The sequence below is a fragment of the Shewanella piezotolerans WP3 genome (assembly GCF_000014885.1).
GTDB lineage: Bacteria > Pseudomonadota > Gammaproteobacteria > Enterobacterales > Shewanellaceae > Shewanella > Shewanella piezotolerans.
Window position 1 is genome coordinate 559,567 of sequence record NC_011566.1, and the last position, 16,993, is coordinate 576,559.

The 16,993-nt window shown below is 43.4% G+C and carries 17 protein-coding genes; 10 read left to right on the forward strand and 7 right to left on the reverse strand.

The features are described from left to right. Nucleotides 1-16 precede the first annotated feature (16 nt). Nucleotides 17-1,759 carry a bifunctional diguanylate cyclase/phosphodiesterase gene (locus tag SWP_RS02470; RefSeq protein ID WP_020910750.1) on the reverse strand — a complete coding sequence of 581 codons (1,743 nt, stop codon included), beginning with the start codon at nucleotides 1,757-1,759 and terminating at the stop codon, nucleotides 17-19. A 170-nt stretch (nucleotides 1,760-1,929) separates the two neighbouring features. Then, nucleotides 1,930-2,241 carry a hypothetical protein gene (locus SWP_RS02475; RefSeq protein WP_020910751.1) on the reverse strand — a complete coding sequence of 104 codons (312 nt, stop codon included), beginning with the start codon at nucleotides 2,239-2,241 and terminating at the stop codon, nucleotides 1,930-1,932. A gap of 44 nt (nucleotides 2,242-2,285) precedes the next feature. Between SWP_RS02475 and SWP_RS02480 the strand changes: the two genes are divergently transcribed. Beyond that, entirely contained in the window at nucleotides 2,286-3,170 is an 885-nt protein-coding gene (locus SWP_RS02480) for a TraB/GumN family protein (RefSeq protein WP_020910752.1), read from the forward strand. A 130-nt stretch (nucleotides 3,171-3,300) separates the two neighbouring features. Further along, the gene (locus SWP_RS02485; protein ID WP_187148554.1) at nucleotides 3,301-4,134 is read left to right on the forward strand and encodes a MaoC/PaaZ C-terminal domain-containing protein; all 834 of its coding nucleotides are present in this window, start codon (nucleotides 3,301-3,303) and stop codon (nucleotides 4,132-4,134) included. Between the two features lie 60 nt (nucleotides 4,135-4,194). Here SWP_RS02485 and SWP_RS02490 read toward each other — a convergent pair whose 3' ends face one another. Further along, complete coding sequence (locus SWP_RS02490) at nucleotides 4,195-5,085, reverse strand: aldo/keto reductase (protein WP_020910754.1); 891 nt, start codon at nucleotides 5,083-5,085, stop codon at nucleotides 4,195-4,197. A gap of 143 nt (nucleotides 5,086-5,228) precedes the next feature. Between SWP_RS02490 and SWP_RS02495 the strand changes: the two genes are divergently transcribed. Continuing rightward, on the forward strand, nucleotides 5,229-6,941 hold the full coding sequence (locus SWP_RS02495; protein ID WP_020910756.1) for a formate--tetrahydrofolate ligase: 1,713 nt from the start codon (nucleotides 5,229-5,231) through the stop codon (nucleotides 6,939-6,941). 64 nt (nucleotides 6,942-7,005) lie between these two features. On the opposite strand, the gene SWP_RS02500 is transcribed toward SWP_RS02495, so the two are convergent. Beyond that, nucleotides 7,006-8,613, reverse strand: coding sequence for a mechanosensitive ion channel family protein (locus tag SWP_RS02500; RefSeq protein WP_020910757.1), 1,608 nt, complete (start codon nucleotides 8,611-8,613; stop codon nucleotides 7,006-7,008). Nucleotides 8,614-8,972: 359 nt separating this feature from the next. Between SWP_RS02500 and SWP_RS02505 the strand changes: the two genes are divergently transcribed. Then, nucleotides 8,973-9,236 carry a hypothetical protein gene (locus SWP_RS02505; RefSeq protein ID WP_338057155.1) on the forward strand — a complete coding sequence of 88 codons (264 nt, stop codon included), beginning with the start codon at nucleotides 8,973-8,975 and terminating at the stop codon, nucleotides 9,234-9,236. A gap of 84 nt (nucleotides 9,237-9,320) precedes the next feature. On the opposite strand, the gene SWP_RS24600 is transcribed toward SWP_RS02505, so the two are convergent. Next, complete coding sequence (locus tag SWP_RS24600; protein ID WP_020910759.1) at nucleotides 9,321-9,446, reverse strand: hypothetical protein; 126 nt, start codon at nucleotides 9,444-9,446, stop codon at nucleotides 9,321-9,323. A gap of 223 nt (nucleotides 9,447-9,669) precedes the next feature. On the opposite strand from SWP_RS24600, the gene SWP_RS23300 reads away from it, so the two are divergent. The 6 genes from SWP_RS23300 to rraB all read left to right on the forward strand — a co-directional run bounded on the left by SWP_RS23300 (nucleotide 9,670) and on the right by rraB (nucleotide 14,373). Then, entirely contained in the window at nucleotides 9,670-9,960 is a 291-nt protein-coding gene (locus tag SWP_RS23300) for an ABC-type zinc uptake system zinc chaperone (protein ID WP_228371103.1), read from the forward strand. Between the two features lie 78 nt (nucleotides 9,961-10,038). After that, nucleotides 10,039-11,238 carry a hypothetical protein gene (locus SWP_RS02510; RefSeq protein WP_020910760.1) on the forward strand — a complete coding sequence of 400 codons (1,200 nt, stop codon included), beginning with the start codon at nucleotides 10,039-10,041 and terminating at the stop codon, nucleotides 11,236-11,238. Between the two features lie 40 nt (nucleotides 11,239-11,278). Next, nucleotides 11,279-12,145 carry a metal ABC transporter solute-binding protein, Zn/Mn family gene (locus SWP_RS02515; protein ID WP_143711227.1) on the forward strand — a complete coding sequence of 289 codons (867 nt, stop codon included), beginning with the start codon at nucleotides 11,279-11,281 and terminating at the stop codon, nucleotides 12,143-12,145. Nucleotides 12,146-12,226: 81 nt separating this feature from the next. After that, nucleotides 12,227-12,991, forward strand: coding sequence for a metal ABC transporter permease (locus SWP_RS02520; protein ID WP_020910762.1), 765 nt, complete (start codon nucleotides 12,227-12,229; stop codon nucleotides 12,989-12,991). Nucleotides 12,992-13,220: 229 nt separating this feature from the next. Next, complete coding sequence (locus SWP_RS02525) at nucleotides 13,221-13,949, forward strand: 1-acylglycerol-3-phosphate O-acyltransferase (protein WP_044555592.1); 729 nt, start codon at nucleotides 13,221-13,223, stop codon at nucleotides 13,947-13,949. Between the two features lie 28 nt (nucleotides 13,950-13,977). Then, nucleotides 13,978-14,373 (forward strand): ribonuclease E inhibitor RraB, encoded by a 396-nt coding sequence (gene rraB, locus SWP_RS02530; RefSeq protein WP_020910765.1) that lies wholly within the window; start codon nucleotides 13,978-13,980, stop codon nucleotides 14,371-14,373. Nucleotides 14,374-14,774: 401 nt separating this feature from the next. Here the strand turns inward: rraB and SWP_RS02535 are convergent, their stop codons facing one another. Continuing rightward, complete coding sequence (locus tag SWP_RS02535) at nucleotides 14,775-15,743, reverse strand: sensor domain-containing diguanylate cyclase (protein WP_020910766.1); 969 nt, start codon at nucleotides 15,741-15,743, stop codon at nucleotides 14,775-14,777. A 13-nt stretch (nucleotides 15,744-15,756) separates the two neighbouring features. After that, nucleotides 15,757-16,752, reverse strand: a complete 996-nt coding sequence (locus SWP_RS02540) for a response regulator (RefSeq protein ID WP_020910767.1) — start codon at nucleotides 16,750-16,752, stop codon at nucleotides 15,757-15,759. Nucleotides 16,753-16,993: the final 241 nt, after the last annotated feature.

Genomic DNA, 16,993 nt, shown 5'->3' on the forward strand with positions numbered 1-16,993 from the left:
TGTTTAGTGCTTAAAACTAAGCAATTTTTTCTTGCTGTAACTGAAATAGGCTAAATGAGCTACTGGCTTGCTTAGCCTGTTTTTTTGCTTGTGCGCTATAGACGGACAGCTGATGTTCATTGCAGTTTGAAGTGATGATTGGTGGTAATACTCCTGCCGTTAACGCAATTAAACCGTGATAACAAGTAACCCCATTTCTATCTTCCGCCAACATGCGTTGTTTTATCCAGTGTTTATCTGAGTAAAACAGTGATTTTACTGCTTCAAATTCGTCAATGATGCAGAGAGCTTGCTGCAGAATCTCATCACAGGTACTTATTATTACAAAATCATCCCCTCCAATATGACCGACAAAGTTGTCACTGCTTTGCTGGCGCAGTAATAATCGAGAGACCTCCATGATGACTTCATCACCACGGCTGAAGCCATAGATATCGTTGTAAGGCTTAAAATACGATAGATCGAAGTACGCCAAATAAAATGGCTTTTTCTGTTGCTTTAATCGTTGTAACTCCTGCTGGATAGGGATATTGCCAGGTAAGCCTGTTAACGGGTTTGCATGACGTGCGACAGTGATCTTTTGCTCAGTGATTTGTGCTAGAAGATCTTTAGTATGGCCAATACCCAACAACCGCCCTTGCTTTAGGACAATAAATTGCTGAGCGACAAGCCCTGTTGATTCTGACGTTAGTCGCTGGCTCACTAGGGACAAAGGTTGGTGGGCCTCTATTTGAATCACATTGTTGTCGAGAATATTGTCAACAGCTTGATGTTCATGTAGCGAGCGACCATAGGGAGTACTGAAAAGTTCGATGACGTGCGAACGTGCAATGAGGCCGATCACCTTATGCCTATCCATTACCACTATCGCCCGTAAGGCCGGCTGTTGATTAAATTGTTCGCCGATAATTTTTAGTTTGGTCCCTGATTCACAGGTTATCGCACCGCAACTGAGGCTTTCTGCGGAGTCTGCGAATCTAATGTGATGAGTAATTGGTTCTATATTTGCTTGACGCGAAATGCTTGTTTTTGGTGAGGCTTCAGGACGGCCAAGCAAATAGCCCTGACAATAGATAATGCCTAACTGTTTTAATACTGCGAGCTCTTTTTCTGTCTCAATGCCTTCGGCGATAACTTTGCAGCTCAAGTTTTGGCAAAGAGCCACGATAGAGCGAACGAACTCCTGCTTAACTGGAGAGGAATCAATCGAATCAATGAAGTGTCTATCAATTTTGACATAATCAGGTGCTAGCTCTGACCATAGTCTTAAGCCTGAGTACCCGGCACCTAAGTCATCAATAGCGGTCAAGAAGCCTTGGCTGCGATAGTGATTTAAACAAGACTTTAGCAGATCGATATCATCGGCAGGGTATTGTTCTGAAAGCTCAATTACAACTTGTGAAGGATGGATCCCTAAATCCTGCACTAAGCTCAAAGTCAGTCCTTTGGCATGATTGGGGTCGAGCAGTGCTTTCGGAGAGATATTGATAAACAACTTACCGGGTAGCGCGCCATTTTTGAATTGCTGGATAGATATCTTACGACATAAACTTTCAAGCTCAGATAAACGGCCTTCATAGGCTGCGGTTTTAAATAGCGGCACAGGAGAATAAAGCGGGCTGTGTTCTGGACCACGGCTCAGCGCTTCAAAGCCATGAATTTGGAAAGTTGAGATATTACAGATGGGTTGAAAAACCGCGTTGATTTTTTCTCGCTCGATGATTTTAGCGAGTTCATTTTTGAGATCAATGGCGGTCATATCGTCTACCTAATATCTAATACTTAGTATCTAAGAGGCAGAAAATTATATGACGCTAGAATGACATTTAGATGACAAAAATCAATCCATTAACAAATTAGTAGCAACCGATGACCTCTATGCGCTAAGGTTGGTTGCTATGCCATTAATGGACTGTTCTTACTGTTAATTTATTTGGCGTTAGATTTAAAAGCCTGCATAGTTTGCAATAATAGGCCAAGCTTACGCACATAACCTTCAAGCGCTTGCGTCATGGTCTCTGTGTTTTGAGTCATGGCTTCCATCTCTGCAGCGAGTTCTTGTACATAAGGCTGAAAGCGATTGCTGGCAGTAGTAAAGCCTTCGTCTTTGGTAAAGATAGTATCAAACTTAACGTGACCCGCTTTTTTTAGCTCATCAAGTCTGGTATCTGCATCGATAGCTTGGCGGTATGCGGTTTGCAAACTGGCTTTTAATTGCTCGGTAACCTGTGTGTGTGGCATAACAGCCTCTCATTTTAAAATTTGCTGAATTATAAGGGGCAAGTATGTTGGCAACAAGTATCAAGAAAACTTTATTGTCGTTAGTTAGTGTTTCTAGTCTATTGTTGGCAACGTTTGTTAACGCTGCACCCACCGATAAACCACCGTTTTATCAAATAGATTATCAAGGTAAAACAGCTTACTTATTGGGCTCTATTCACATTGGTAAAGCTGATTTTTACCCTTTTGCCGAACAAATTGAGCAGGCATTTTTGCAATCAAAAGCGTTAGTCGTTGAAGCTGATGTTAGAGGCGCAAACGTACCAGCGCTATTGCAGAAATACGGCACCGAAACTATACCTATGGATGATGATACTAAACAAGTGTTAGCGACTTATTGTCAGGATAAGGCGGCCTTATGTACTGCGTTAAGCAGCTATGCACCTTGGTTGCAATCGATGCAGTTAAGCATAGGACGTTATACCGCTTTAGGTTATAGCGCTCTTTATGGTGTTGATTCTGTTTTAGTGGAGCAAGCGGGGCATCGCCCTATTTATGAGCTAGAAAGCACTGAGTTTCAGTTTGAGCTGTTGTCCTCTTTTAGCCCTGAGACACAGTGGGAGATGGTGCGTGAAGCAATAGAGGCGCCCGATTCTGATATGTTAGAGCTGATTTCGGCCTGGCGCAGCGGTGATGAAGCAGAACTGGCCGACTTGATGGAAGGGGAAATGCTACGTGATGGTAATACAGAGATGGTAGAGCGGATGTTATGGGGTCGCAATAAGGGCATGGCGAGTAAACTGATCGAGCTGATGAATTCGGCGACAACAAAACAACCTTTATTCGTGGTTGTGGGGGCAGGGCATTTAGTGGGGGCTAAGAGTGTGCAAGCCTACCTAGCGCCTTACGGAGTAAGCAGTAAAAACTGTTGGCAAAGCAGTTGTATTTAAAGCTGTTCTAATGTGGATTATCGGCTTCGGGCATTTTAGGGTATAATCCGCCGCTCGTTTTATTTTTGTCTGCGTTCTAATGTAAGGTTTGATTAGTTTGAGTAAAGATTACTGTATTGATTTAAAGGCTATGCCATCGCTGTTTTCGCTTTATCGAAAGATATTTTTTGGGCGTAAACCTGGGTGGGATGAACAGCCGCTGCCTATGATTAAAGTGAGCAGTCCCAATGTGGCATTAGCTACAGATAAGGTCGAGCAGTATGCCAAAGTATGTGGTTTTGAGTTTGATGGTCAAACCTTACCGCCTACCTATTTGTATGTGATGGCATTTAGATTACATGCGATGATTTTTACTCACGAAGCGATTACGTTTCCTTTGCTGGGAATGATCCACTTAAAGAACAGTATCACTCTGCATCGCGCTACAAGCGTGGCAGAAAACTATGATATTGAATGTTCGTTAACCACTAGTCAGATGACAGATTCAGGTCTGGAATTTGAATTAGTATCAAAGGCCTTTGTAGCTGGCGAGCTGGTTTGGGAATCACTATCGACCTATCTTTACCGTATTGAAGGTAAAACAAAACGCGTGCGTCCGCCTAAAGCAAGTGATATGAATTGGGATGCGCCTGAAGCGTGGAGTCTAAGTGAGGACTTAGGTCGCCGTTACGCTAAAGCATCGGGAGATTATAACCTTATTCATCTGCACCCTGTATTGTCGAAACGTTTCGGTTTTGACCGGGTGTTGGCCCACGGAATGTGGTCTAAGGGGCGTTGTATCGCACAAGTTATGCCAGAGATCGTCAATAAGCCGTGCAAGATTGATGTCGCCTTTAAGCTCCCTTTGTTTATGCCTGGCAATGTTAGTTTTTCCGCTGAGCAACAGCAAGATAGTTTAGTTTTTGAATTAAGAGATCAAAAAGGCCGCCGTCCACATCTAACGGGCGAAATTAGCTTCTTGTAAGCCGTTACCATATATAAAGGCGCGTAATAGCGCCTTTTTTGTGTCTAAAAACTAGCGATACTAGGGTACACCATGGCCGGTAGATGCTTGCCAAATACTAAACCACTGTTGCCGTGTTAGTGTAATCTTATTGGATCTCACAGCAGACTCAATTCGGCTAATATTGCCACTGCCAATGATTGGATGAGGCTTACTAGGGAGAGCAAGCACCCAAGCATAAATCACTTGGCTGATGTTCTGTGCATTGACTTCATCAGCGATAGTTTCCAGTACTGCACGTAGTCTTAGAGATTGCGGATCGTTAGCCTCAAATATATTACCACCGCCCAAGCAAGACCACGCCATTGGTACCACATTGTGCTGTTGACAGTGATCTAAGGTACCGTCATGCAATGTGGTCATGTTAGTGGGGGAAATTTCTACTTGATTACACACTAGCTTTTGTGACGTGCGAGACTGCAAAAGGTCAAACTGTTGCGGACTAAAATTAGACACGCCAAAGTGACGTACTTTGCCGTGTTGGTGCAGAGTTTCGAAAGCTGAAGCGACTTCATCGGCATTCATCAATGGATCGGGACGGTGGATCAATAGAAGATCTAAGTGATCGGTTTGCAAATTTTGTAGTGATGCTTCAGCGCTTTTAATGATGTGTTGGCGACTGGTATCGTAATGATTGAGGTCGTTGTCAGGAGTCTTATCAGTGACCAATTTTATGCCACACTTACTGATGAGTTGGATGCTATCTCTCAATCTTGGTTGTAAAGCTAAGGCCTCACCAAATAGATATTCACATTGATAGCCACCATATATATCGGCGTGGTCCATACTGTAAACGCCAAGCTCAATATAGCGCTCAATAATGGTTAAACGCTGTTGGGCTGATAACTGCCAGTCGGCGACTCGCCAAAATCCCGCGACAAACTGTGATAGTTGAAATTCGCTACTTCGCATGAGCTATTCCTGTCTATTTTATTGATGTAGATTATGAAAAGCTAAAATAGCGTCGTATCACTATTCTACCGTGGTTTCAGATCCACTATATTGCACTACAAGCAAGTTTACCCTACAACAAATAAAACAGTGGATACATACCAATGCTGTCAGATATAAACATTTCTCGTAAACATGTCTGTAAACCTATTGCTGAAATCGCGACCAATCTTGGAATTGTCGAGTCAGAACTCTCTGTGCACGGTGCGAATAAGGCCAAAATCTCATTGTCTGTGACTAATCGCTTAGCTAGCAAGCCTGATGCTAAACTGGTCATTGTCACTGCGGTAACTCCTACGCCCTATGGCGAAGGGAAAACAGTTACCACTGTAGGTTTAACTCAGGCGATGAATGCTATTGGAGTTAAAACGTGCGCTTGCATACGTCAGCCAAGCATGGGACCTGTATTTGGGATCAAGGGCGGTGCTGCGGGAGGCGGCTATGCTCAAGTAGTGCCAATGGAGGAGTTGAATCTACATTTGACTGGTGACATTCATGCAGTGAGCAGTGCTCATAATCTTGCCGCCGCGGCGATTGATGCCCGGCTGTTTCATGAAACGAGATTAGGTGCCATAGCTTTCACAAAAGAGTCAGGCCTTAACGCAGTGAATATCGACCCTGAAAATATCTTATGGCGTAGAGTTGTAGACCACAATGAGCGCAGTTTAAGACAAATTGAGGTGGGTTTTGGAGCGGTAAACGGACCTGTGCATAGTTCGGGCTTTGATATTACGAAAGCATCTGAATTGATGGCGATTCTTGCATTAAGCAGAGATGTTAAGGATCTGCGTCAAAGAGTGGGTCGACTCGTACTAGCACTCGATTTAGTTGGTAAACCTATTACGGCAGAAGATATCGGCGTGGCGGGAGCGATGACGGTGATCATGCGTGATGCCATTGAGCCAACGTTAATGCAAACGTTATCGGGGGATCCTTGCTTTATCCATGCAGGTCCGTTTGCCAATATTGCCCACGGTAACTCCTCGATTATAGCTGATAGTATCGCTTCAAAGTTGGCTGATGTGGTGGTGACTGAAGCGGGATTCGGCTCTGATATGGGCTTTGAAAAATTCAGTAATATTAAGGTTAGAGAGTCAGGATATAAGCCATCAGCAGCTGTGGTTGTAGTGACCTTAAGAGCGCTTAAGGCTAATAGCGGTATTGAATCTGAGGTAGCCATCGATCAACCTGATATGGCTCGTTTAGAGGCTGGCTTTGCCAACTTACAATGGCATATCAATAATGTACACCAATACGGTGCGCCTGTTGTGGTAGCGATTAATCGTTTCCCAACAGATACTTCAGCGGAGCTTGACTGGTTACAGGCCAAGGTAGCAACGACCAATGCATTTGGCTGTGCAATCAGTGATGCCTTTGCTAATGGCGCTCAAGGGGCGGCTGAACTGGCAAAAGTAGTTCATGCAGCAACAATGGTAGAGTCCGAGTTCAACTGTTTATACGAAACAACAGATACGTTAGAGTCCAAATTGATGACCTTGGCCGAAGTCGGTTATGGCGCTGCCAGTGTTTCTCTGTCAGACAAGGCAAAGCTGCAGTTAGCTTGGTTACACAAGCAGGGTTACAGTGAATTGCCAGTCTGTATTGCTAAAACACCTATGTCGATTAGCCATGATCCGAATGTGAAGGGAGTGCCCCGTAACTTTGAACTGCCGATTAACGAGTTAAGACTTAATGCTGGTGCTGGTTTCATTACCGCACTCGTTGGTAAAGTGATGACGATGCCTGGACTCGGGATTAAGCCAGGTTATTTGAATATAGATATTGATGCTGATGATGAGATTATTGGTTTAGCCTAAAAACTTACTCCTAATAAAAAAGCCCCATCAGCACTTGCTGGTGGGGCTTTTCTGGACGTGTATTCTAGGTCGTTTGATAGATATGTACATCGCGTTGCGGGAACGGAATGCTAATCCCTTCAGCGTCAAAGCGCATTTTCACTTCGCGGGTAATATCCCAATAAACATCCCAGTAATCTATTGGCCTTGCCCAAGGGCGGACAATAAAGTCCACAGACGACTCGCCTAATACGTGCAACTTAATTAAAGGTTCAGGATCTTTTAGTACCTTAGGGTGCGCCATGACAATCTCATTTAGCACCTTTTCAGCATGTTCAATGTTATCGCCATAACCGATGCCAAAGGTTAGGTCGACGCGGCGCTGATGTTCAACAGTAATGTTGTTGATAGTGTCACCCCAGATTTTATTATTGGGGATAATTAATCGTTGGTTGTCTAGCGTTTTGATCGTGGTTGATACCAGGCTCATATGGCTGACTCGGCCGGTAACACCTGCGGCGTTAATGAGGTCGTCGACATCAAATGGACGGTAGATCAAAATCATCATGCCTGAAGCAAAGTTAGATAGGGTATCTTGCAGGGCAAAACCAATAATCACACCTGCAATACCAAAACCTGCTAACAGTGGCGCTAATTCAAATCCGAGTTGTGATAGACCAATTAATAAGCCTAAAGCAAAAACAGCTTTCCCAGAGAGTGAGATAAAGAAATCTTGCAGTAGCAAACTAAATTTAAGCTTAGAATTGCTTACTGTTTTTTGTACTACCCGTTTAACGATTTTGCCAACCAAACTGGATAGAAACAGAATTAGACTGAAAATAATGAGCTTAAACACTACGCTAGCACCATTTTCTAAGGCTTGGGTTTTGGCAATTGACATCCACTCACTGAGTAGGCTGCTTGCAACATCGAAGTTAAGGACGTCTTGAGTAATATCGCCTGAGATACTAAATAGGGTTTGCTTATACATCGCAGTGTCTTGCCCTAAATCATCAAGTAAGCCAATGGCTATCGACAGGCTTGTTGAGCTTTGGTCAAGACGCTCTTTTAACTCAACGACTATGGCCGTTTGGTCACTGCTAACATCTTTACCTGCGACGGTGACATCCGCAACGGCTTGAGCGAGCCGAGACTGATTGTAATGAACAAAACTATCGAGGTCGTCTGCTCTGTTTACCAGTGCTGCAATGAATTGTTGATTTTTGTCTTTTACATCAACACCAGCCATTAATGCCCAATCGATTAACTGCTTCTCGGCTACATAGAGCTTGTCTTGTTCCCGCTGAATATGGATCAATTGCAGCATTATCTTGCGGTCATTGTCGGCTCCCACCTGACCCATTAATGCTTTCTTTTGATCGTTAAAATAGTCCTCAACTAAGTTAGTGAACGCAAGCTGTTTAACAATATAAGGCTTAAGCATCTCTAAATTAGGTGGTGTTGCCTCAATTTGCTCTTTGAGTTTTTCCTGTAATAAAGCGGCATTACGACTGATTCGATACTCTAGAAATGATTTTATTTCGCCTTTAGTCCCGACGAGCACCTTAGCATCGCTATCAATGGCGCTTTGGATTTTGTTGAGTTCTTTTGTTAGTGGAGCATCATTTGCAGATATGATGGAGGAAAAAAAGCATAAGCTGATAAAGATCAGCGGGGTAAGCAATCTATGCATCTGTAAACGTCCGTTAGTTCCCTGAAGTTCTAATATTATACCAATTGTATTAAATAGGTAGTCAAATCAGAGCAACTAAGCTTCTTCGGTTCGTTAGGAATTGAAATAATGACAGCTAACTCATGTGTGTGTATTAACTGGGTGTTGTGAGTTTGATAGCTGTATTGAGCAAAATAACGCCCTGACCAAAGCGTAATCTGTTAGAATTGGCAGCCTGTTTTTGGCTGTATATGCCACTTATTGACCTTTGTTGGTCATGCAACGATTTTTACTGATGATAGAGAGAAACCGCTTTGATATGTGCACATTGTTCTAAGTCTTTCGCGATCGACAAAATAGTCAACCACAGAGGAAAAGGCTTGAGTGGAGAGATCCAGTGCCCACTATGTAGCGCATGGTTAGGCAAGAGTGCGACGATGGCTCGAGTCAAAATGGCGGGTTTCTATATTGGCTTTATGGCAATAGTATGGGGGTATTTCGACGAAAGCATACGCAATATCTGTATCCCGGTAGCGATATTTGCGGTGATGTTACTGCTAGTAAGTCATATGATGGATCATATGAAAGTCACCGAGGCGCCTGAGCAAGTTGATAACAGTGAAGAACGGCAGAAGTATCGTTAATCACTATTGTCGGCAGTTTTAGCTAGCTGATAGCGTTAGCACTAGATTTAATTCGAGTGCTAACACATCAATAGGTTTGCAGTGTTAGTCAATAACCTGCACTTGCGCTTCAAGTGCAGCTTCAACGTAATAAATTCCGCCAAGCACCACAATAAAAAATAGCGACGTCAAAATAAGAAATTTTAAGTTTGAGCGAAGAAGTTCAAGCATAGTATTTGCGCCTTATTAATAAATAAACTCTTGTTTCATATCACTATGAATGCATTTTACAGCAGTTATATTAGTTGTATGAGCTTAAGACAGTATTAATTGCCATTCAAGTTTAAGTGATTTGTATCACAAACACTTTGTAACGCTTTCAATTAGTGAACGCTTGACTTCGACCTCGAACGACATAGAATTGGCTTGTTTTTTTGTAAACAAGGTTAACACTTTGATTCAACTGAGTAGCGTAAAGCAGAAACTTGTAATAGGGCTTATTGCCGTATTCTTGTGCCTGTCATTTGCAGCGTCCGCTCATGATCTGAGTCATTTGGATGATGGCGCTCAAAACCATTGTACTCTGTGTTATCACCAACACCACGTCAATAAGCTGCTACCTAGCTTTGAAATACATATTGCGGTAGAGCGACAGTTTGTTGAGAGCAAAGAGTATATCCTGCCCGTTTTTAATTCACGTCATGTGAGTTTTTTCAATAGCCGCGCTCCTCCTTTCACAGCTTAAGCCTCTCAATTAAAAACTAGAAAATTAATTAGGCATTCCCAAAGGGAAGGCTTTGCTTAGCTGTATTTCGGAGACAAAATGACTATTTCAACTATACGCCTTACAGGTGTAGCTGCTGCATGCGCTTTTTTTTCAATCAACGCTTATGCGGAAGATTCAAGCCTAACTAACCCTGCGATAAGTGCAGTATTAGATGGCTATTATCAAAACACTGAACGCCCCATGAGTGAGCGTGTTGAAGGCTTTGGCCTTGGTCACACAGAAGTGGCGATGAGTGCCAATATCGATGACATGTTCTATGGCAAGTTAACTGCTGTAATCGAGGTGCACGATGGTGAGACTGAGCTAGGCCTTGAAGAAGCGTTCATTCAAACAATGGCAATGCCTTATGGCCTTTCCATGAGAGCGGGTCGTTTCTTATCAGACATTGGCTACCTAAATAATCAGCATGTACACACTGATGCATTTTCTGACAGGCCTGCAGCCTACCGTGCCTTTCTAGGCAGTCACTATTTTGATGATGGCCTGCGAGTGAGCTATGTAGCACCGACAGATCTATATTGGACTATGGGAGCCGAGGCATTTAAAGGCGACAGCATGCAAGCCGCAGATGAGCATGGTGAACGCGATTATAAAACCATTGGTGTTTATACAGCATTTACCAAGATTGGTGGCGATGCAGGTATTAACGGTTCATGGCAGGCGGGTTTAAGCTATCTACGTAATGAAAATGGTCGTATGACTGCTGAAGAGCATGATGATCATGCCGCCGTTCAAGAAGATCATGACCATGATCATAGCCATAGCGCGCAGTACACAGGTGAAAACACCTATGTGGCAGATTTTGTCTACAAGTGGGCGCCTAACGGTAACTACAAATATCAGCATCTGACTCTAAGCGGCGAATATTTTAGAGTGGCTGACTTTAAACCATTAGAGGAAGAGCATGATGACCATGGCAGCGATGCCCACGGTGATTCAGGTAAAGATTACCAAGATGGTTGGTACTTAAGCAGTGTTTATCAGTTCTCGCCAAAGTGGTCCGCAGGTGTGCGTTATGGTCAGGTAGATACTCAATTGATGCATGATGACCACTTTGACCCGCAAAAACTGAAAGAAACAGAAGTTAGTTTGGCTTGGCATCACAGCCACTTTTCAACCGTTCGTTTGCAATATACCAACCAACAAGGCACTAACTTTGATGGTATAGAAGACGATAACGTTATTACTCTTCAATATGTTATGACTCTGGGGGCTCACGGTGCGCATCAATTCTAAGCAGTTTATTACTCGAGGGCTAAAAGCTCTCACTCTTACTCTGGCGTTAGGGGCGGCAAACAGTGCTGTCGCAGGAATAAATATTTTTGCCTGTGAACCTGAGTATGCTGCGTTAGCAAAAGAGCTGGCACCAGATGCCCGTATCTATTCGGCCACAACGGCGATGCAAGATCCGCATCAGGTGCAAGCAAGGCCTAGCCTGATCGCTAAAATGCGCCAAGCTGATCTAGCGGTTTGTGCCGGAGCAGATTTAGAGATTGGCTGGTTGCCTATGCTACAGATGAAATCGGCAAACGCGAAAGTACGCTCAACCGACCAAGGTTTATTTTTTGCTGCCGAGCAAATCGATACTCTCGATCAAATGGCCTCAGTCGATCGCTCTATGGGGGACGTTCACGCAAAGGGTAATCCCCATCTGCATTTTGATCCGAGACGTTTGCTTGGGGTTGCTGAGGCATTAACGCAAAAGCTGGCTCAAATTGATCCCGGTTCCGCTGCTGAGTATCAAGGTAATTTGACTCGCTTTAGTCAGCGCTGGAATGACGCCATCCCACGCTGGGAGGAAAAAGCAAAACCATTACAGGGGAACAAAGTTATCGCTTATCATTCGAGCTTTAAATACCTCTATAACTGGTTAGGCATAGAGCAGGTTGCCGATCTGGAGCCTAAGCCTGGGATCCCGCCAAGTAGTTCACACTTGGCCACGTTACTGACCCGAGCTAAACAGGGCGATATTATGGCGATTATTATCGCCTCATATCAAAGCGAGCGTGGGGCTGACTGGTTAGGAGAACGAGCTGATTTACCGGTTATTATGCTGCCAATGTCAGTGGGGGGCAATGACGATAGCATTGATCTATTTGGCTTGTATGACAGCGTGATTGATCTATTGCTCGCTGCTCAATAACCGCTATTTTAGCGTGGAGCAGGTAAGCGTCGATGCTAGCGTTTACCTGCTATTTTAATTACTCAATCAGAGTTAATACCAATGTTTGATTTGGACCTATTATCAATTTTACTGCCTGCTTTCGTCGCCGGAATGCTGGTTTTGTCTACTCATGTTGTACTTGGGCAACAAGTTTTAAAGCGCGGCATCATCTTTATTGATCTTGCCATTGCTCAGGTGGCTGCATTAGGGGCAATTGTTGGTCACCTTAATCATGATATTGAGGCGTTACCGTTCTCTAATATTTGGATGCCAGCACTGTTTGCCATTGCAGGCGCGGGCTTCATCGCTTGGTTGTCAAAACGGATGGCCGACGAGCTTGAAGCAATTATTGGTTGTTTCTACGTGTTGGCGGCGGTGGCTGCCATGTTGCTGTTATCGAATGATCCTCACGGAGCAGAGATGCTAAAAGAGTTGATGTCTGGGCAGATCCTTTGGGTCAGCTGGAGTCAATTAGTGTTTCCTGCGACAATTTATGGCGCCATATTATTACTATTAGCCCTAAAGCCTCAGATCCTTGTTGGCCGTGGTTTCTATCTACTCTTCGCGATCGTCATCACGCTTTCTGTTGAGCTTGTCGGAGTCTATTTGGTCTTTAGTTCATTGATACTTCCTGCACTCGCGGTTAATCACTTTAATAGTCGATTCAAGCTGGGTTGGGCCTACTTTGTTGGTTTATTTGGCTATGTTGCAGGACTGGTGTTATCAGCTTCATTTGATCTACCTAGCGGCGCAGCGATAGTGGCGACCTTAGCTGTAAGTGCTATTTGCTTTAGATTAGTGTTGTCTTTTAGGCATAAATATTAGCTTTTAGCCGCTAGCGGCTAATGAGGTCTGACCTTGACCGTGCTCCATATAGGCTAGAATTCGCGGGTTTATTATGTGCACTAGGTTAAAGTTCACTTAAGTTAGATGCGCTAAAGTAAACAGAATGCACTACTGTATAGGCCTGGTTCAGGCTACATGTGTAAACTAAACATTGAGTCGCTAGAACTTGCTGGCTATACTGACGCCAATTAAATCGCGGGAGATTGTAGTGCTGTTAATCCTTAGATGTTTGATCTTATCTGTTATGTTAGTTTTAGCCTTTATTATCGGTGGCTTAGCTTGCATTTTACGACCACGTCACCGTGACAACGTGCATATGTTTGCTAAGATTTTTTCTTGGGCAGCGCCTGTACTCGGCATTAAGGTCATTGTTCGCAACTCTAAAGGCGAAAGTGAAGAACCTTGTGTTTTCCTCGCTAATCATCAAAATAATTTCGATATGTTTACCCATACTGCAGCTGTACCAAAAGGTACTGTCAGTTTAGGTAAGAAAAGTCTTGCTTGGATGCCACTGTTTGGACAAATTTATTGGCTGTCAGGTAACATATTGATTGACCGTAAGAATCGCAGCAAAGCGTTTGATACCATGGCTGCGACGGCAAGAAAAATCAAAGACAAATGTTTGTCAGTTTGGATTTTCCCCGAAGGAACTCGATCTCGTGGCAAGGGGCTACTACCTTTTAAAGCGGGTGCTTTTTACACTGCTATTGCGGCAGGGGTGCCTATGGTGCCTGTGTTGGCGTCCAACCAAGGTCATATCAAACTAAACCGCTGGAATAATGGTGTAGTGATTATTGAAATGATGGAGCCTATCGAAACCAAAGGGTTTGATAAAACACAAGTGAAAGAGCTTTCGAAACGTATTCATACTTTGATGTCGGAAAAGTTATCACAGTTGAACCAAGAAGCTTCAGCATTAATGACTAAAGCGGTATAATCTTCGCGAAATTTTTGAGGAGCTACTGATGTCTATAGAACGCCTGTTAAACGAACAAAAAGCTGAGAACCGTGAAATCGTAGCAGCGATCCTTGCTGACGGTTCATTGCCAGATGCTGATTACACCATTGAACATCACTTCTCATCGACCAATTTTGATCGCTTAGAAAAAGCAGCTGTAGACGCTTTCAAATTAGGTTTTGAGGTGAATGATGCAGAAGAGATGGAGCTGGAAGATGGTTCGGTGATTATCTGTTTTGATGCTGTCGCTTCTCATAAGCTTGAGGTTGAGTTGCTCGACACCGCTTGTGAAAAATTATTGCTGTTAGCCAACAAGCAGAAAGTGGATTATGACGGCTGGGGCACTTACTTCATCGATGAAGATGGTGAAGTCCGTGATGAAGAGGAAGACGAATTGGACTAAGCGTCAGCGCTTTGTAGCAATATCTGAATCCCAATGCCCATCTTTGATGGGCATTTTGCTATCTAATACCAATCAGTATAAGAAGTTGATCTACTCAGAGCGTTTTTGGCACGCTAATTCAAGGCGAATAAATGACATAATGGTTATTCCCTTATGAGTTTATTCAACGCAGAAGTAGCAAGCCAAAAACACTCCTAAAGGCGAGTTTTAGCGGCTTTGATGCTGCGTTAATGAATTTGAACGTAGAATAACTATGCTCTTCATTCATTGCTAACCACATGGATGTGGTGAATGTCATTAATGCAGGAGCATTTAATGACCTTACCTCAAAGTCGCTAAACTCTCGCTGAGCGATCAAATCTTTATACTGATTGGTATAATAACCGCTAATCCGCAGGTTGCTAGTTGTTATTATGTTGATGGATAGCACAGGAATTTCTGCCCGATTCTTTCGCTTGATATAAGGCCTGATCGGCTAAGCAAAGCCACGCTTCACTAGTCAAAACCTCTGGTTGGATATCACATATGCCAATGCTAATCGTCACCTTAATGATCTGTTCGTCAAACACAGTTTCTGATTGTTCGACTTTTTTCCGTAATCGCTCTGCAAAAAATAGCGCATTAGCAGCCGGTGTATTGGCAAGCACAACGCCAAACTCTTCGCCACCATAACGGCCTGCACAGTCTGTTTCTCGTAATGACTTTTTGATTAGGTGCGAAACGTTCTGAATGACTTTGTCACCCGCCTGATGGCCGTAGGTGTCGTTAATCAGCTTAAAGTTATCAATATCCAACATTACTAAGGTCGTCTCATCGCCGTAGCGACTGTTGCGGTCAAACTCTTTTTGCATGCAAAGCTGCCAATGACGCCGATTGTAAAGCTGGGTTAAGCCATCTATTTGACTTAATACCTCCAGGCTTTCATTAACTGCTTTTAGCTGCAACTTGTTAATGGCAACATCAGTAACATCGTAGACAATCATACTTAAGTGAGTGACTTCGCCCGTCAGCGATGATAGCGGCAGCAAGGTAACATTTTGGTACATGAAATCTGCGCGGCCAGTAATCGGACGATAGTTTTTGAACTGAAAAATGAATGGGCGTTGTTCCCAGCTAATAAAGGCGCGATTTTTTAGCTGAAATACTGACTCCATCTTGTGCTTAAGCCACTTTGAGGGAAGGTAGTCAAACTGCTTAAACAGATTTTTACCTTTAATCGAATTAGGTGAGACGCCACTGTGGTTTTCCATGAAACCATTCCACAGTTGGATGTTGTAATCCTTATCGAGTACGACTAATCCAACTTCAATGGTTTGCACCATATCAATCAGCCAGTGTAGCTCGTTCATCGCGCTTTGATCGTCTGCCATCTTATGATCCATCTTAATCTAGCAAATAGCCAAGCTTATAATTAAGCGTTGGCAATGAGTCTTCAGTAAATAGCAGCAGTAAATCACATTGAATATCATGATCTTCAATTTGATAGTTAATTTCCATTGCTAGGGTGCGTTGCCATTTATCTGAATTCTCATGAATGAGTTCATTGGCGGTACAATGACGGCCTAATACCACGGGATGGCTTTGGCTGAATTTCATGTGTAGCTGCTCTGAGATCCCATTGAGAAAGGCACCGATAAGCACATTACCTGTGTCCATCATGACCTCTAACTCAGTGGTTTCGTCTTCTGGGTTTTCAAGCTTCATCAGCTTGGCCATATCTTGGAAAGAGGAGTCATGAAATAGCAGTAAAGCTTCACCTGCTATACCTGCACCGATAAAGCCTTGGCAAAGCGCGGAAACTGTACCGTTTTCCTCCGTCGCTTTTAGCGTCATTGTCAGTTCACTGACTTCGAGCACATTAACGTTAGGAATAGGCAGTAACACGAAAACATCGAGTAGTTTTGATAACAAGTCTGCAGCGCGTCCCATTGCGACGTTTGCGACTTCTTGGCAAGCATCTCGCAGGTCAACCTCAACCATTGGGTTTTCAGTTTGGCCAGTACCAATTGCGAGTTCTAAAATGCCGTACTCTTGCAAGATATGACTGATAGCGTCAACACTTACTGGTTTTTGAATGAAGTCGAGTGCTCCAAGTACTTTGACTCGTTCGTGAGCTTTTATTTGGATATCACCAGAAACGACAATGACGAGAGCTGGAAGATCTTCTCTTTGGATCGCTTCGAGGACTTCGTAACCATCCATGACAGGCATATTTAAGTCTAAGAAAACAATCTCGCCTTTACCTTCACGGATCGCATCTATTCCTTCCGCACCATTAGCGGCATAGGTGAGTTCTACGTCCCACTCTTTTGGAAGTGTCCGCGCCATCTGCTTTCTTGCGAGCGCAGAGTCGTCACATATTAGTACGGGAAATGGCATTATTGTTCTTTTATCCTAATATTCGTGCTCAAGTTAACTATTTTTTGTTATTTTTAAAAGCTAACTGAAAGTTTACTTATGCCTATATGTATGAATTTAAATACTTTAATATAAAGCTACTGCGTTACTATTCTGCTTTTCTAACGCTAATATTGCAATTGAATTACTTTCCTAATCGTGTCACATCTATGCCATAAATGAAGAAATACACAGGTCAAACACCAATAATTATCCTCTATCC

Bases quoted from the DNA above. Each gene is read 5' to 3' on its own strand.
- SWP_RS02470 (WP_020910750.1), bottom strand. From the start codon at position 1,759: ATGACCGCCATTGATCTCAAAAATGAACTCGCTAAAATCATCGAGCGA.
- SWP_RS02475 (WP_020910751.1), bottom strand. From the start codon at position 2,241: ATGCCACACACACAGGTTACCGAGCAATTAAAAGCCAGTTTGCAAACC.
- SWP_RS02480 (WP_020910752.1), top strand. From the start codon at position 2,286: ATGTTGGCAACAAGTATCAAGAAAACTTTATTGTCGTTAGTTAGTGTT.
- SWP_RS02485 (WP_187148554.1), top strand. From the start codon at position 3,301: ATGCCATCGCTGTTTTCGCTTTATCGAAAGATATTTTTTGGGCGTAAA.
- SWP_RS02490 (WP_020910754.1), bottom strand. From the start codon at position 5,085: ATGCGAAGTAGCGAATTTCAACTATCACAGTTTGTCGCGGGATTTTGG.
- SWP_RS02495 (WP_020910756.1), top strand. From the start codon at position 5,229: ATGCTGTCAGATATAAACATTTCTCGTAAACATGTCTGTAAACCTATT.
- SWP_RS02500 (WP_020910757.1), bottom strand. From the start codon at position 8,613: ATGCATAGATTGCTTACCCCGCTGATCTTTATCAGCTTATGCTTTTTT.
- SWP_RS24600 (WP_020910759.1), bottom strand. From the start codon at position 9,446: ATGCTTGAACTTCTTCGCTCAAACTTAAAATTTCTTATTTTGACGTCG.
- SWP_RS02510 (WP_020910760.1), top strand. From the start codon at position 10,039: ATGACTATTTCAACTATACGCCTTACAGGTGTAGCTGCTGCATGCGCT.
- SWP_RS02520 (WP_020910762.1), top strand. From the start codon at position 12,227: ATGTTTGATTTGGACCTATTATCAATTTTACTGCCTGCTTTCGTCGCC.
- rraB (WP_020910765.1), top strand. From the start codon at position 13,978: ATGTCTATAGAACGCCTGTTAAACGAACAAAAAGCTGAGAACCGTGAA.
- SWP_RS02535 (WP_020910766.1), bottom strand. From the start codon at position 15,743: ATGGCAGACGATCAAAGCGCGATGAACGAGCTACACTGGCTGATTGAT.
- SWP_RS02540 (WP_020910767.1), bottom strand. From the start codon at position 16,752: ATGCCATTTCCCGTACTAATATGTGACGACTCTGCGCTCGCAAGAAAG.